The sequence below is a fragment of the Dongia sp. P2_B8 genome, assembly GCF_056404715.1.
In genome coordinates this window covers 122,374-137,692 of sequence record NZ_JBFUDM010000006.1, presented here as the reverse complement: position 1 = coordinate 137,692, position 15,319 = coordinate 122,374, and the positions used below count along the sequence as shown (strand labels likewise).

The window sequence follows — 15,319 nt, the reverse complement described above, 5'->3', positions numbered from 1 at the left end:
GGAGTGACAACATGAGAAAACTGCTACTGGGTGCATCGGCGATGGCAGCGCTGTCGTTGACCACCGGGGCCGCACTGGCGTGCGATCCAGACTATACCGGCGTGACCTTGACGGCCGCCTCGCAGACCGGCCCCTACATCGCCTCGGCGCTGCAGAGTGCCGGCGAAGCCTGGGCCAAGAAGACCTGCGGCAAGGTCAATGTGGTCGAGTTTCCCTGGTCGGAACTCTATCCGAAGATCGTGACCTCGCTCTCCTCGGGTGAAGAAACCTTCGACGTCATCAGCTTCGCTCCCGCCTGGTCGCCGGACTTCACCGATTACCTCGCCGAAGTGCCCGAAGCGATGCGCAAGGGTGCCGCCTGGGACGATATCGCGCCCATCTACCGCGAACAGCTGATGGTGTGGAACGGCAAGACCCTGTCGCAGACCATCGACGGCGACGTTCATACCTATACCTACCGCATCGATCTCTTTGAAGATCCGAAGGAGAAAGAGGCTTTCAAGGCGAAGTATGGCTACGATCTCGCCGTCCCGCAGGATTGGAAGCAGTATCTCGACATCGCTGAATTCTTCACGCGCCCGGACAAGGGCCTGTGGGGCACCGCCGAAGCCTATCGCCGCGGTGGCCAGCAATTCTGGTTCTTCTTCAGCCATGCCGCGTCCTACACCAACATTCCGGGGCAGAAGGGCGCCATGTTCTTCAATCCGGAGACCATGGATGCCGAAATCAACAACCCGGGCTGGGTGCGTGGCCTTGAGGAATATGTGAAATCCTCGAAGCTGGCGCCGCCCAACGCGCTCAACTTCTCGTTCGGTGAAGTGAACGCGGCCGTGGCCGGTGGCCAGGTTGCGGAATCGATCGGCTGGGGCGATACCGGCGTCATCGCCGCGGATCCGAAGCAATCGAAGATTTCTGGCAAGGTCGGTTCGGCCGTGCTGCCGGGCTCGAACGAGATCTGGGACTACAAGACCAAGGAATGGAAGAAGTTCGACCATGTTGTCAAATCGCCGTTCATGGCGTTCGGCGGCTGGCAGGCAGCGGTTCCGGCTTCGTCGAAGCATCAGGAAGCGGCCTGGAACTATATCGAATTCCTCTCCAGCCCCGAGATTTCGGGCCAGGCGGCGATCACCGGCGGTACCGGTGTGAACCCCTACCGCATCTCGCACACCACCAATCTCGACCTGTGGTCGAAGCTGTTCAGCCCGCGTGAAGCCAAGGAATATTTGGGCGCGCAGGCGGATTCGCTCGCAGCCGAGAACGTGGTGCTCGACATGCGTCTGCCGGGCTACTTCTCCTACACCGAAGTCGTGGAGATCGAACTCTCCAAGGCCTTGGCCGGCGAAGAGACTGCCCAGCAGGCTCTTGATACGGTGGCCGCGGAATGGAATCGTCTGACCGACGAATTCGGCCGCGACAAGCAGTTGGCCGCCTATCGCGCCGCGATGGGTCTGCCGCCGAAATAAGCTAGACCAGACGAGGTCCCGCCCTGGATGCGTTGTTTGGCGCCGCCGGGGCGGGATCAATTTTCGCCCTATAGAAGAAGCATGCCATGTCCCGCGTAAGCCTCGAACGCATCACCAAATCCTTCGGCGATGTCACCGTCATTCCGCCGCTCGATCTGGAAATCGCCTCGCGCGAATTCGTCGTCCTGGTCGGCCCCTCGGGCTGCGGCAAGACCACGACCTTGCGCATGATCGCGGGACTGGAAACGGCCAGCACGGGCACCATCAAGATCGGCGACCGGGATGTGACGGATCTGCGTCCGGGCTTGCGCAACTGCTCGATGGTGTTCCAGAATTACGCGCTCTATCCGCACATGACGGTCGGTGAGAATATCGGCTATGGCATGAAGGTGCGTGGCACGTCGAAGGATGAGATCGACATCGCCGTCAAGAATGCCGCCCGTATCCTCAACCTCGACCCCTATCTCGACCGGCGCCCGAAGCAATTGTCCGGCGGTCAGCGCCAGCGCGTCGCCATCGGCCGCGCCATCGTGCGCAACCCGGATGTGTTCCTGTTCGACGAGCCGCTCTCCAATCTCGATGCCAAGCTGCGCATTGAAATGCGCACCGAGATCAAATCGCTGCATCGCCGCCTGCAGACCACCGTGGTCTATGTGACCCATGACCAGGTCGAGGCCATGACCATGGCCGACCGTGTCGTCGTCATGAATGGCGGCCGCATCGAGCAGGCGGCCGATCCAATCACGCTTTACGAAAAACCGCGCAACCTGTTCGTGGCGGCCTTCATCGGTGCACCCTCGATGAATTTCATCGAAGGCGAGCTTGTGCAGGGCGATGGTGGCATTCATTTCCGGGCCGAGGGCGGCATCGACATTCCGCTGCCGGCCGCCCGCGCCGCAGCCTACGGTCCGCATGTCGGCGCCAAGGTCGTGGCCGGCATCCGCCCGGAGCACACAGTCGGCGCTGGCCGTATGCTGCCCATGATCGAGCTCAAGGTGCGTGACGTGGAACCCTTGGGGCCGCACACGCTCCTCATCGGCACGGTCGGCGGCGCACCCTTCACCGCCCAGGTGGCAGCGCACACCAAGGCCGCGGCCGACGACACCGCCCTGGTGCCGATCGATGCCGAGAAGATGCACGTCTTCCTCAAGCTGACCGGCGCCGTCATTCCGGTTTAATCGGGGCGCCGTTTAGGCGCTTTATCGCGGCAATATTTCAGCTATATGCTGAGCCGGCAGGGTCTTTGGCCGCTCGGGCGGAACCGGGCGGGTGCGTGGCTGTTTTGGTCATGTATGGGTTTCCAAGGATTGTGACCGACAGGCAGACGTGACGTATTTCCGGTGGCGGGCGCAGCGGACCATTGTTGCCTTGCTTTCGCTCGCGGCGCTTGCCAGCGCCGCCCGGGGCGCGTGGGCGCTCGACTATGAAGTCACCATTGCCAAGCTCGATGATCCGGCGCTGGGTACGGCGGTCGCGGCAAGCTCGACCCTGATTGAGCTGAAGGAATCGCCACCGGATTCCCTCTTCGGCCTGACGCGGCGGGCGGAAGAAGACATTCCTCGCATCGAGAAGGCCCTGCGCTCGGCCGGCTATTACGGGGGCAGCGTCGCCATTAAGGTCGCCGGCATGGATGTGACCGACGAGGCGGCGCTGGCTGATGCGGACGAGCCGGCCGCGGGTGCGATCCTGCCGGTCGAGATCCTGGTGACGCCGGGCAAGATCTTTGCGCTGCAATCCGTCACCGTGACGGCGCCGCCGACATTGCCCAAGCCATTGCAGCCACAACTCCAGGCGCATCAATCGGCGCGTGCTGCCGATATTCTGGCTGAGCGCGAGCGGCTGCTGAATGCGGTGCTGGATCAAGGCTATCCCTTTGCCAAGGTGGCCCTGCAGCCGGCCCTGGTCGATCATGCGACCGGGACGGTTTCCGTCACCTATGTGGTGGAGCCGGGCCCGCCGGCGACGATGGGGGTCGTCAAGGTCGCGGGGTTGGAGCGGATCGATCCCGCCTTCATGCAGCAGCGGACACAGTTCCCGGCAAATAAAAGCTTCCAGCCCAGCGACATCAGCGCGATGCGCGACGATCTCCGGTCACTGGATGTGTTCGATTCCGTCAAGGTGACGCCGGCCGAGCAGCTGGCGCCCGATGGCAGCCTGCCGGTCGATGTGCTGGTCGCCGAGCGCAAGCGGCATTTCATCGGGCTCGGCGCCAATTATGCGACCGACAGGGGCGCTGGCGTGAAGGCCTATTGGGGCGATCGGAATCTGTTCGGTGGGGCCGAGAAGCTGCGGCTGGATGCCGAGATTTCCGGCTTCGGCGAGAACAGTCTTGCCGATACCGACTACAATCTGTCGGCCGCATTCCAGAAACCGGACTATCTGATGCGGCACCAGGACCTGGCGGCATCCCTGATTCTTGCCGACACACATGACGAAGATACGTTCGACAAGCAATCGGTGACCGCCACCATTGGCATCGAGCGGCGCATCAACGAGAATATGAGCTGGGGCTTCGGCCTGGAAGCCGAGCGTTCGCGCATCACCGAGGATGGCGAGACCGACGACTTCCTGCTGTTCGGTCCAACCCTGTCGTTCAAGCGCGATACCACGACCGATCTTCTCAACCCCGTTTCCGGATCTCGGCTTATCCTTGCGACCTTTGCCTTTCCGGAATTTCTTGGCTCCAGCCAGGATGTCATCGGTACCAACGCGGATTACAGCAAGTATTTTGACCTCACGGGCGATGGCAATCTGGTGCTGGCCGGCCGTGTCGCGGCCGCCAATGTGTTTGGTGGCGATACAGAGGACCTGCCGGCCGACCGGCGGCTTTATGCCGGTGGCGGCGGGTCGGTGCGCGGCTATGAATTCCGCTCGATCAGTCCGCTCGACGATGATGGCGATCCTGTCGGCGGCCGCAGCTCAGTGATTGCCAGCGTCGAGCTGCGCTACCGCTTTCTCGACGATTACGGCATCGTGCCGTTCTTCGACGCCGGCACCGTCTCCGACGATGTGTTTCCGAGCTTCGACGAGGATATCCAGTACGCGGCCGGCATCGGTCTGCGCTATTACACCTCGATCGGTCCGATCCGCGCCGATTTTGCCGTCCCGCTCAACCCGCGCAGCGATGACGATGCATTCCAATTCTATATCAGCATCGGGCAGGCCTTCTGATGCGCCGCACATTCAAAGGTGTCGGCAAATATGTCGGCAAATATGCCGGCATCGCGCTCGCGGCCCTGCTGCTGCTGATAGCGATTCTGTTCGGTGTCCTGCAGACGTCGATGGGCCGCAACCTCATCCTGTCGCAAATCGAGGCAGCGATGGCGGAGGGACCGATCACCCTGCAGGCCGCTGAGATCAGCGGCGTGGTGCCGTTCGACATGGAGCTCCATGGAATTGTGCTCTCCGATGCGAAGGGTGTCTGGCTCACCGTCGATCGCGTGGCGCTCGACTGGTCGCCGCTACGGCTGCTGGTCGGAACATTGGACGTGACCGACCTCCATCTCGGCGCGGTCGATTTTGCACGCCCGCCCGAAACGCCCACTGACACATCGGCGGACAAGAATCCGGCCGAAGGCGAGGTAGCGGAGCCTTTGCTGCCGTCGCTGCCGATCGACATTGCCCTGCAATCGTTCACCATTGACCGTCTCGCGCTGGGTGCGCCGATCCTGGGAGAGACGGCAATCTTCAGCGCGCAGGCCAGCGCGTCGCTGGGCGATATCGCCGATGGGCTTGCCGCCAAGCTCAGTCTGCAGCGTCTCGATGGTGGCGACGATGTGATCAACGCCGATATCGCTTATCGCCCCGGCGACGATGCCTTGAAGCTGGCGCTCAATGTGCGTGAACCGCAGGGTGGGTTGCTGACGCATATGCTCGGTCTGCCGGGTGCGCCGGATTTGCAGATCACGGCTACCGGAGACGGCCCGCTCACATCCTGGCAGGGCGGTATTGCGGCCACGCTCGACGGCGCTAAGTTGGCGAAGCTTGGCCTGACCAGTACAGGTGAGCGCCGCCAGCGCAGCATCGCCTTCAACCTTGATGCCGATCCGCGCCGGCTGCTGCCGGACGATGTGAAGCTGTTGCTCAACGATGGCCTCAAGGCACGCGGCCAGGTGACCATCGACCAACCGGCCGGCCTCATAATGGTGCAGGATTTCCAGGCCAGTGGCGCCTCGGCCACCATCGCGGCCAAGGGGTCGATTGGTCTGGAGGCGCCGGGCAAGCTCAGTTTCACCGTGCGCACGGGCAGTTCGACGCCCTACGCCGCCTTCCTGCCGGACATCAGCTGGAGCGGGACCGAGCTGCAGGGGGAGATCAAGGGCGAGATCGCGGCAGCCCAGGTGGCCGCGACCGGCACTGTCACGGATCTGGTCGCGGGTGGGCAGAGAATCGGCTTCACTGATATCAGCCTTACGGCCGATCCGGTCGGCAGCTTCAAGAACGGGATCGATCTCGACGCACTGGTCAATGCGAGCGAGATCACACTGGCCGACCCGAGATGGCAGCCTTTGCTCGCCGAGGGTGTCCGGCTTGGCGTGCAGGGCCGCATCGATCTCACCGGTACGGCGGACATCAAGAACATCGACCTCACCGCCGGCCCGCTCACATTGTTTGGAACGGCACAGACGGTGGGATGGGGGGCCACATCGCTGCATACCGAGATCGAGGCCAAGGCCACGGATCTCGGTGCCTGGGTTGGCCCGGATCAGACGAAGCTCAACGGCAATGTCAGTCTGAAGATTCTGGCCGACAAGGATGCACAAGGTGCGCGCGTCGATCTTTCCGGGGCGGGGGAGGCGCTGTCGCTGGGGGTGGCGGCGGTCGACGGGCTGATCGGCCCGGCTCCGACTCTGTCGCTCCATGTCACGCAGGATGCGGCCGGCAATATCGATCTCACCGACGCCGTCTTTGAAGGTGCCGCCGCCAAGCTGACAGCATCCGGCACGCTCAAGGATACGCAGCTTGATATGGAGCTGGATGCCGCGCTCAGCGATCTCTCCGCGCTCGATCCGGCTGCCAAGGGTGCCATGTCGCTGCAGGCCAAGCTGGGTGGGACAGTGGCGGCGCCACAGATCGTCGCCGATCTGGGATCGCGCGAGATCAGCTACGGCCCGCGCAGCGTGACGGCGCTGGGGCTGAAAGTCGATGGCCGGGATCTCATCAACGCGCCTCAGATGGCGCTGAGCGGCACGGCGCTTCTAGACGGCCTCAAGGCCAGCCTTGCCCTCCGCGCCACGCAGCAGAAGGAGAGCGGAACCATCGCCATTCGAGATGCCAGGATCGGCTTGGGCCGCAGCAGCGTGAGCGGTGAAGCGGATGTGAATGGCGCGCTGGTCGCTGGCAATGTGGCCGTGGACATTCCGGCGCTGGCCGAATTGCAGCGCTTGACCGGTCTCGATCTCGCCGGCGCAGTCAAGGCAGACATCAAGCTTGCCCAGGCCGATGGCAAGCAGAATGGGACGCTGGCTGCCACGCTGCAGGACCTGGCCTATGGGCAGGCCGCGACGATCGGTGCGGGCAAGGTTGCGCTGCGATTTAGTGACGCGACCGGCGTACCGGTCGTTTATGGTCGCATCGATCTCCAGGATTTGACGGCCAGCGGGCAGAAGTTGGACAAGGTGGCGCTGACGGCAAAGGGCGGCGCCACCGGCATGGCAATCACGGCAAAGGCGAGCGGCCCAGACATCGGCCTCGATCTCGCCGCCGATCTTGCGAACACGCCGGATACGCAGACGGTGACGTTGAAAACATTGACCGCCAGCTATCGCGCGGAGACAGTGACGCTTGCCAAGCCGATGCGCCTCACGCGCCAGGGCGAGACGATGCGCGTTGCCGGTCTCGATCTTCGCGCCCGCGATGGGCGGATTACACTCGATGCGGCGATGAGTCCGGCCGGCAACGATATCGACCTCAACATCACGCAATTCCCGCTGGCGCTGTTGAAGGTTGCCGATCCCACGATCGAGGCGATGGGCTCGGTGGATGCGGCGCTGAATATCTCTGGATCGCGCGCTGACCCGGTGGCGCAGTTCAACGTAGCTGCCAAGGATATGGGCCTGCGCGGTCAGCGCGGCCTTTCCGCCGGGATCGATCTCAAGGGCGATTGGCGTGGTGGTCGCATCGCCACCGATGGGCACTTCAGTTTCTCGAGCGGCGGCGGGCTCGATCTTGCGGCGTCGCTGGGATTACCGGCCGATCCGGCCACGGGGTTTCCGCTGTTCAATCCCGCAGCACCGCTGCAGGCCAGTGCCAAAGGCGCCCTCGATCTCTCCATCCTTGATATCGTGCTGGCGGGCGGCGCAGACCGTGTGTCGGGCAAGGCGGATGTCGATTTGCTGGCCAGTGGCACGCCCAATGATCCTGGTCTCTCCGGCAGTATCCGCATCAATGATGGCCGCTATGACAATGTGCGTTATGGCATCAAGCTGCGGAAGCTGATGGCCGAGCTGCGCGGCAACGGCCAGCAGATAGATCTTGTGAGCCTGTCGGCGAATACGCCCGGTGGTGGCCGCATTTCGGGCCAGGGCAAGGTCGGGCTGGGCGCCGACATGCCGGTCGAGATCGCCCTCAATCTCGACCAGGCGCAATTGCTCAACATGCCCGACGCGTTCGCGGTCGCCGATGCCAAGCTGCAAGCTGGCGGCGATCTGACCGAGCAGGTGACGCTCAAAGGCAACATCACGCTGCGCAAGGCCGAGATCCGCATCCCCGATAATCTGCCGCCCAGCATTCAGGAAATCGAGACGGTCGAGATCAACGCCCCACCGGCACGCGCGGCCGAGATCGCAGCAGCCGCCAAGCCGCCTGCGAAATCTCTGGGTATCGCCCTCGACATTGCGGTCGACATCCCGCAGCAACTATCGATCCGTGGCCGAGGCCTGGATGCCGAGATGGGCGGTGCGCTCAAGATCAGCGGGACAGCGGACCAGCCCATCATCAATGGCGCCATCAAGATGCGGCGCGGCACACTCGATCTGGTCGGCCGACAGCTGTCGTTCAGCCGCGGTCAGGTGATCTTCGATGGTGCCCCCAAGATCGACCCGGTGCTCGATTTCGTCGCCAATGCACGGGCCGAAGGTTATGACGTCGCCGTTACGGTCGGCGGCCATGTCAGCCTGGTGCGGATCAGCCTCAGTTCGACCCCGCCCTTGCCGGAAGATGAGATCCTCTCCCGCCTGCTGTTCGGCAAGGCATCCGGCTCGCTCTCGGCACTGGAGGCGATCCAGCTCGCGCAAGCCACGGCGGAACTTGCCGGTGTCGGCGGTGGTACCGATCTTCTCGACAAGATTCGCAAACAGACCGGACTAGATCGCCTCAGTGTCGATGCCGGCGACGGCACCACCGGACCCAGCCTCGGCGCCGGGCGCTATGTGCGTGAAGGCGTCTATGTCGGTGTGAAGCAGGGAACGGCCGGCAATTCGAGTGCGGCTACGGTCGAGGTCGAGGTGACGCCCAACGTCAAGGTCGAGGGCGAGGTCGGCGCCAATTCCACCGGCAAGGCCGGTGTCTATTGGGAGTGGGACTACTAGGCGAAGAAGCCTTCCAGCTGAATATCTTTCGTTTGGTCTCCAACCCTACCTGCCGACGGCCGCTAGAAGACAATATCGGTTTCCACGACGGTGGCATGGAGTACGGTGGCAAGAACGACGGCGCTGCCGCCCAGTATCGGCTCGAACTGCACCAGCGTATTGCCTAAGCCATCAGCCTGTAGAACTAAGTGACCGTCAGCGAATGGATCGCTGCCATGGTCGAGGCCGAAATCGTCGAACAGGTCACGGACGTCGATCTTGTCGTTGCCGCTCTGGAAATCGGTGATCGTATCGCCACCCAAGAGGCTCAGCGCGTCATTGTTTTCGTGACGATAGACGAAGACATCGCTCCCGGCTCCGCCCGTCAGGATATCGGCGTCAAGCCCACCCTCTAGTCTGTCACTGCCGGCACCCCCCAACAATGTGTCGATTCCGGACTGGCCGTTGAGGATGTCGTTGCCGGCGGCACCGTCGAGCCGGTTGTCCTCCCCGTTGCCAAGAATGTCATTGTCCAGAATGTTGCCGGTGCCATTGGCGGCAGCGCTTCTGCCGTTGAGCACCAGATCTTCGACATTGGCGGTCAGCGTATAGTCATGGAGGGCCGACACGACAAAGTCATGGCCGCCACCTGCCGCCTCGACCACCTTGTCCTTCTCGTCGCCGACATCGATGAAGTATTCGTCATCGCCGAGGCCGCCGATCAGGGTGTCGTTGCCGTCATTGCCATCGAGCACATTGTTGCCGGAATTGCCGGTGATGACATTGGCGAGCGCATTGCCAAAGGCGCTGAAGTTGCGGCCGGCATGGAACGCGAAATCATCCAATGTCACGTTCTCGATATTGTCGAGAAGGAGGACATTAAGATCGATGCTGCGCTCGGACGAGCGGACCGTGTCGATGCCCTTTCCGGCATCTTCGACAATCTGACTTATGTCGGTGGTGTGAAGAATATAGACATCGTTGCCGGCGCCACCTTCCAGGCGGTTGGTCCCGTCACCACCATCGAGCGTATCATTGCCGTCCAGGCCCTTGAGGATGTCTTCGCCAAAGCCACCGAGAATCGTGTTGTTCAGGGAATTGCCGGTGCCGGTGAATTTCTGCCCGCTGTCATAGATGAGGTTCTCGATATTGGCGCCGAGCGTGTATTCGGTGAGGAAGGTAAGGACCGTATCGACACCACCATTGGCGGCTTCGACGATGACATCAACATCGTCACCGCCATCGAGGAGATAGGTGTCGTTGCCGGTGCCACCGGTCAATGTATCCTTGTCGACGCCACCGCCCAGGAAATCGTCGCCGCTGCCGCCGATCAGAATATCGTCGCCACTGCCGCCGGATATCGCGTCATTGCCGGCGGCACCGTCGAACGTGTCGGCAAAATGGCTGCCGAACAGGCCGTTGTCGAGGGCGTTGCCAGTGCCCTTCATCGGGCTGTTAATATCCGCAAGGACGAGATCCTCGACATTGGCCGCCAGGGTATAGTCGAGTAGATGCGACTCCACTGTATCGTGTCCACCGGTCGCGGTTTCGACGATCTTTTCGTTCTTGTCGTCAAGGATATAGGTGTCGTTGCCGGCGCCGCCGATCAGCGTATCGTTGCCACCGCCCCCATAGAGTGTGTTTTCGCCGGAGTTGCCGGTGAGGATGTTGTCGAGGAAATTGCCGAACAGATGGAGATTCTTGCCTTGGCCTGGATTGAAATCTTGCAGAGTCACGTTTTCGACGTTGACGATGTTCGGATCACTGTCGAGATCGATGTCGAGATCCCTGGTCTCGATTGTATCGATGCCGCCGGCCTTGCCTGCCGCCTCGACGATCTCGTAATCGCCGCCGGTGCGCAGAATGTAGATGTCGTTGCCGGCGCCACCCTCCAGCCGGTCATGACCTTCGATACTGCCGTCCAGCGTGTCATTGCCCTCCAGGCCCTGGAGCACGTCGTCGCCAACATTTCCATGGATGATGTTGTTGAGTTTGTTGCCGATGCCGGTGAAGTTGCCAGTGCCGATATAGGTGAGGTTCTCGACATTCTCGCCCATCTTGCCAGCCAGCGTGTGGCTGCCGAGCTGGGTCTGAACGGTGTCGATGCCCTGCCCGGCCAGTTCGACGATGCTGTCGGTCGTGTCCCGCACCAGATAGATGTCGTTGCCGGTGCCGCCGGCCATCTGGTCGGCACCCTGTTCGCCGTCGAGAAAGTCATTGCCGGTGCCGCCCAGAATCACATCGTCGCCACCGCGGCCACTGAGGAGGTCGTCGCCGGCGCCTCCATCCAGACGGTTTGCGTCGCTGCTGCCGACGATGCGGTTGTCGAGGGTGTTGCCGGTGCCGTTGACGCCACCGGCATCCGCCGTGAGTGCCGCCGCGGCATCGAGGAACAGATCCTCGACATTGGCTGCCAGCGTGTAGTCATGGAGGTTGGAGATGACCGTGTCATGGCCGGCATTCAGCGCCTCGATCACCTTGTCCTTGTCGTCGCCGGTATCGAGGAAATAGGTGTCGTCGCCCAAGCCGCCGGCCAGGGTGTCGTTGCCGGCACCGCCCGCCAGATGATTGGCACCGGAATTGCCGATGATGATGTTGGCAAGATCATTGCCGAATGCATCGAGGTCCCGGCCCTGCTTGCTGGCGAAGTCATCGAGGATGATGTTCTCGACATTCTCGCCGCCGAAATCGAGGAGCTCGAGGGGGATGTCCGCCGAACGCACGGTGTCGATGCCACTGGTCTTGTCGTCGGTCTCGACGATGATCGCCGCGTTGCTAAGATGCAGGATGTAGGTGTCGTTGCCGGCGCCGCCCTCGAGCCGGTCGTCCCCGTGGAGTCCGCCGTCCAGGATGTCGTTGCCGTCGAGCCCCTTGAGGGTGTCGTTGCCGTCGGCGCCGGTGATGCGGTTACCCAGGTTGTTGCCCGTGCCGGTGGCGTTTCCATCGTTTTCCAGGATCAGGTTCTCGACATTGGCGGCCAGGGTGAAGGAGATCAGGTCCGTCACAACCGTATCCGTGCCACCGCCGGCATTTTCCAGAATGGTGTCCGCCCCATCGTCGCGATTGATGAGGTAGGTGTCATCGCCGGTGCCGCCCACCAGCGTGTCGTCGCCGAAGCCGCCGTCGAGAGTGTCATTGCCGGCGGCGCCATCCAACCGGTTGGCGATTTCGTTGCCGCGGATGTCATTGTTGAGCGCGTTGCCGGTGCCGTTGATGGCAGTGACGACGGCTGCCAACGACGCGTTGGGGGAATCGAGCAGCAGATCCTCGACATTGGCGCCCAGCGTATAGTCGTGAAGATTGGAGATGACGAAGTCATGGTCACCACCATTCGCCGCCTCGACCACCTTGTCATTGCCCTTGTCCGCGGTGTCGCGGCCGATGATGTAGGTATCGTCACCGTCGCCGCCGATCAGCGTATCGCTGCCGCCACCGCCTAACAGGAAGTTGTCACTGGCGTTGCCGGTGATGACATTGTTGAATTCGTTGCCGAGGACACCGATGCCGTCGGTGCCCTCCATGGTGATCGCCTCGATCTCCTGGCCAGCCGCCAGGATGTAGGAAGTCGTGGTCACCACCAGATCCTTGCCGCCACCCACGGCCTCGACAATCCCATCATCTTCGGAATCGACATGGTATGTGTCGTTGCCAGCGCCGCCGGACATCTGGTCATTGCCCTCGCCACCCACCAGCTCATCGATGCCGGCACCGCCCTCGAGCGTGTCGTTGCCGCCATTGCCGAACAGGGCATCGTTGCCATCGAGCCCCCGCAGCGTGTCGTCGTCGTTGCCCGCTGCAATGGCATTGTTGAGCACGTTGCCGATCCCGGTCTGACTGCCGGCCGCCGTAAGAACCAGGAACTCGACATTCGCATCGAGGGTATAGCTGGCAAGGTCGGTGAAGACGATATCGTCACCGCCGCCGGCTTTTTCGACGATCGTGTCGCTTCCTTGGCCTGCCGTGATGAAATAGGCATCATTGCCGGTGCCGCCGATGAGCGTGTCGTCGCCCTTGCCGCCATCCAGGGCATCATTGCCGGCGCCACCGTCCAGTCGATTGGCGATTTCGTTGCCCTGGATCTCGTTGTTGAGCGCGTTGCCTGTGCCGTTCACGGCGGTGACCGTGACTTCTTTGAGATTGGCTTCCGGCGAGTCCAGCGCCAGATTCTCGACATTGGCAGCAAGGGTGTAGTCATGGAGGGCGGAAATGACCGTGTCATGGCCGCCATTGGCCGTCTCGACGATCTTGCTGTTGCCGAGGTCAGTGGGCACGCGACCGATGGCATAGGTGTCGTCGCCGGCGCCGCCGATGAGCGTGTCATTGCCGCCATCGCCATCGATGAAATCGTTGCCAATGCCCCCGGTGATGATATTGGCAAATTCGTTGCCGAAGAGGATGGCGCCCCGGGACCCGGTGAGCGTCAGTGCCTCGATCTCCTGGCCGGCGGCCAGGAAGTAATCGCCCCTGGTGAGGACGAGGTCCTTGCCGCCACCTGTGGCTTCCACAACTGCATCGTCCCGGTTGTCGGCGATGTAGGTATCATTGCCGGCGCCACCGGACATCGTGTCATTGCCGTTGCCGCCATCCAGAACGTCATTGCCGTCTTCGCCTTGCAGGGTATCGTCGCCACCCGCGCCGATGAGGGTGTCGTTGCCGGCACCGCCACGCAAGACGTTGTCGCCCTCATTACCCATCATGACGTTGCTGAGCGTGTTGCCGACTGCATCCACGGCGCTGCCGATGGCATTGTCGATCAAGACGAGATTCTCCACGCCCGCTGCATGCGTGGACATATCGAATGAGAAAAGGCACCGCGCCGTATCGATGCCCTGGCCTGGCAGTTCCACGATGATGTCGTCAGAATTGACAGCTTGATAGATGTCGTTACCCGTGCCGCCATTCATTTCGTTGACGCCGGCATTGCCAGCCAGAATGTCATCCCCGGCGCCACCCAGCAGGGTGTCGTCGCCAGCCAAGCCCTTCAGGATGTCATTGCCGCCGAGGCCCGAAATGACGTCAGCATCATCAGTGCCTTGGATCGTGTCGTTGCCGACGGAACCGGTCAGTATCGCCATTTCTATGCCTCTGTCGCTTGAGGCAACAGGCGTCATGCGCCCGATGTCGCCTCAGGGTGAATGGATGCGGTGATGTTTCGGCGCGCAGGCAGCTAGGGGGAGGTGCGCCGAGTACCGTCGATCGGGATCGCTGATGATGGGGAAGGTAGTTGCCGGCAATAGCGGGAGCATCGGGAGAACTCCCTATTTTTTGCGCGCGACCCGCAAATTGTGAACTGGATCACACTTGGCATGCGCATCTCCTTGACAGGGAGATGCGGCGAGAGGCAGCGACTTTGAAAAAGGGCTCCACCGACTCTGGTGCCGCCGCGATAGATATGTGCGGTAGAGTGCAGAGGTTGCGGCGCCGCCGGGTGCTATGTCCGTGAGAGTCTTGATCTGGGCAATTCCAACGCTGCCGCACTCGAGGGCGAGGTTGGCGCCAGTTCCACCGGCAAGGCCGGCGACTATGGGCGTGGGATTGCCAGGCGAGAGGGCCCCAGCAGGCTCTGACATTTGCCCTGGAATCGGCGCCTTGGCGAACCATCTATATTGCATGGCACACGGGGTGCCGGGTTATTGGGCTCCCGTGCTACTTTTTTAAGCAAAAAATTATCTTGCAAGTCATTGTATTGTAACGAAATTGTTCTATGTTGTTGCGCTGCAGCAAAAAAGCTCTTGATTTCCTGCCGCTTCTGCCTCATATAGACCTTCAGATTGTGCAGTGCACAACGAACCAATTTCATACAGAACCGTTTTACTGAGGAGACGCCACCATGGCCAAGACCCAGAGCACTTTCGAAACCACCACCCCGACCCCGGCTTTCCCGGATTTCACCAAGATCGACTTCACCAAGATCCAGGCTGATTTCGGCAAGTGGTTCGGTGACTACACGAAGACCTTCGCCAACGGCAAAAACGCCATGTTCGATTTCGACGGCGTCGTTGCTGCCCAGAAGAAGAACTTTGAAGTTCTGACCGCCGCCAACCAGGCCGCCCTCGAAGGCGTCAAGGCCGTTGCGCAGCGCCAGGCTGAAATCGCCCGCCAGGCGGTTGAAGAGTTCGGCAAGGTCGCCAAGGAACTGGTCGAGCCGACCAGCCCGGAAGAGAAGCTCGTGAAGCAGGCTGAAGTTGCGAAGGCCGGTTTCGAGCAGGCCGTTGCCAATGTCCGCGAGATCACCGATCTCGTGCAGAAGTCGAACGCGCAGGTCGCCGAGCTGATCCAGGGCCGTTTCGCTGCCCAGATCGACGAAGTGAAGGCCGCGATCGCCAAGGTCGCGAAGAAGTAATCTTC

The 15,319-nt window shown here is 61.9% G+C and carries 6 protein-coding genes; 5 read left to right on the top strand and 1 reads right to left on the bottom strand.

From position 1 onward, the window contains the following. Nucleotides 1-11: 11 nt before the first annotated feature. From AC1DWZ_RS17390 to AC1DWZ_RS17375, 4 genes are all read left to right on the top strand, one after another. The gene (locus tag AC1DWZ_RS17390; RefSeq protein WP_477170193.1) at nucleotides 12-1,463 is read left to right on the top strand and encodes an ABC transporter substrate-binding protein; all 1,452 of its coding nucleotides are present in this window, start codon (nucleotides 12-14) and stop codon (nucleotides 1,461-1,463) included. An 86-nt stretch (nucleotides 1,464-1,549) separates the two neighbouring features. Beyond that, on the top strand, nucleotides 1,550-2,641 hold the full coding sequence (locus AC1DWZ_RS17385; RefSeq protein WP_477170192.1) for an ABC transporter ATP-binding protein: 1,092 nt from the start codon (nucleotides 1,550-1,552) through the stop codon (nucleotides 2,639-2,641). 148 nt (nucleotides 2,642-2,789) lie between these two features. Then, complete coding sequence (locus AC1DWZ_RS17380; protein WP_477170191.1) at nucleotides 2,790-4,634, top strand: autotransporter assembly complex protein TamA; 1,845 nt, start codon at nucleotides 2,790-2,792, stop codon at nucleotides 4,632-4,634. Beyond that, entirely contained in the window at nucleotides 4,634-8,992 is a 4,359-nt protein-coding gene (locus AC1DWZ_RS17375; protein ID WP_477170190.1) for a translocation/assembly module TamB domain-containing protein, read from the top strand. The genes AC1DWZ_RS17380 and AC1DWZ_RS17375 overlap by 1 nt, the downstream gene beginning before the upstream one ends. 62 nt (nucleotides 8,993-9,054) lie before the next feature. Here AC1DWZ_RS17375 and AC1DWZ_RS17370 read toward each other — a convergent pair whose 3' ends face one another. Continuing rightward, entirely contained in the window at nucleotides 9,055-14,046 is a 4,992-nt protein-coding gene (locus tag AC1DWZ_RS17370) for a beta strand repeat-containing protein (protein ID WP_477170189.1), read from the bottom strand. Between the two features lie 755 nt (nucleotides 14,047-14,801). On the opposite strand from AC1DWZ_RS17370, the gene AC1DWZ_RS17365 reads away from it, so the two are divergent. Beyond that, a complete protein-coding gene (locus tag AC1DWZ_RS17365; protein ID WP_477170188.1) occupies nucleotides 14,802-15,314 on the top strand; it encodes a phasin family protein in 513 nt (170 codons plus the stop codon). Nucleotides 15,315-15,319 lie beyond the last annotated feature (5 nt).

Coding starts and splice junctions, on each gene's coding strand:
- AC1DWZ_RS17370 (WP_477170189.1), bottom strand. CDS start 14,046: ATGGCGATACTGACCGGTTCCGTCGGCAACGACACGATCCAAGGCACT.
- AC1DWZ_RS17365 (WP_477170188.1), top strand. CDS start 14,802: ATGGCCAAGACCCAGAGCACTTTCGAAACCACCACCCCGACCCCGGCT.
- AC1DWZ_RS17385 (WP_477170192.1), top strand. CDS start 1,550: ATGTCCCGCGTAAGCCTCGAACGCATCACCAAATCCTTCGGCGATGTC.
- AC1DWZ_RS17390 (WP_477170193.1), top strand. CDS start 12: ATGAGAAAACTGCTACTGGGTGCATCGGCGATGGCAGCGCTGTCGTTG.
- AC1DWZ_RS17375 (WP_477170190.1), top strand. CDS start 4,634: ATGCGCCGCACATTCAAAGGTGTCGGCAAATATGTCGGCAAATATGCC.